Source organism: Centipeda sp. (in: firmicutes), from assembly GCF_057271695.1.
Map to the genome: position 1 here is coordinate 1 of NZ_DBHIVL010000159.1, position 1012 is coordinate 1012.

2 protein-coding genes are annotated in these 1012 nt (G+C 39.5%); both read right to left on the minus strand.

All coding sequences use genetic code 11. The annotated features are described in order from the left end of the window. Positions 1–9 precede the first annotated feature (9 nt). Entirely contained in the window at positions 10–339 is a 330-nt protein-coding gene (locus ACO6BQ_RS12650; RefSeq protein WP_489121520.1) for a hypothetical protein, read from the minus strand. Between the two features lie 189 nt (positions 340–528). After that, a complete protein-coding gene (locus tag ACO6BQ_RS12655; RefSeq protein ID WP_489121522.1) occupies positions 529–957 on the minus strand; it encodes a hypothetical protein in 429 nt (142 codons plus the stop codon). Positions 958–1012 lie beyond the last annotated feature (55 nt).

Consider the following 1012-nt stretch of genomic DNA (forward strand, 5'->3'; position numbering starts at 1 on the left):
TTTTAGTAATTAAAAACTTTCCTTTTCAACATTTATTGTAATGTTATCATCATCGAAGTACTTAATGACGTATATCGTCTTTCCTTCACGGAGGATAACAGAGGAGGGTAGTTTGCCAATTTGGTTGCGGAAGTAATGAAAGGTGTTGTATATGCCTTTTTTAAAAAATCTTACATCAGTTTTTGCCTTACTTAGTTCCTCTTCTAATTTTTTAACTTTTTCTTCTGCTTTTATGGTCATATTGCACAAACGCAATAGCTCTTTTTTTGCTGCTTGAGGGTTTCCATTAATCCTATCGCATATTGAGGAGTAACTTATATCATAATCGTCTATTTCCATTGTATTTTGTGTTTAAATTGTTATACATTCCACTCTTCTTTTGTTAATTGCTTGCCACAGTCTTTGCAGAATAAGGCGGTTACTTCTACTGTAACGTAGTGGGCAAGGGTGCGGAGCTCTTTATGCTTGTGAGAACAAGTGCGAGCCGCACAGGCAATTAATTTGCTAATTTTCTCATTGGCTAATTTTCTAACTTCTTTCATAGCGTTGGGTGAGCATTTTTTCAAAGATGTTGTTTACTTTGCCTACTTCACTGGGAGTGAGGTTTTGCAGGCTTTTTTTGAAGGGGTTTTTGCTACTACAAAACCATTTGCCAAGACGAGCGATGTCGGCGTACTTGGGGTTGGCTTCGTCGCGCCAGCCGAGTTCGTGGCATAGGGATAATAGCTTTAGGTGTTGCTTGTTTTGGGCATCGAAATAGGCGTGCATTTCAAAGTGGTAACCAAGGTGCTGGGCTATAGCGAAAAACTCGTCTTCTGTTAGGTTTTTGGTACTGGGGAGCTCTCGCCCTACAAAGCTGCATACAAAGTGTAGGCGGGCTTCTCTGTCCTTAAAGCGTTTGCCTAAAAGGGTTTGGAGGATACGAATTTGATGGGGTTTTATTGTGGTTTCTTTCATTTTTAAATGGTGTTTAAAGGTTATTTAAATAGCTCCTCGCCTTAGGAGGCCTCAT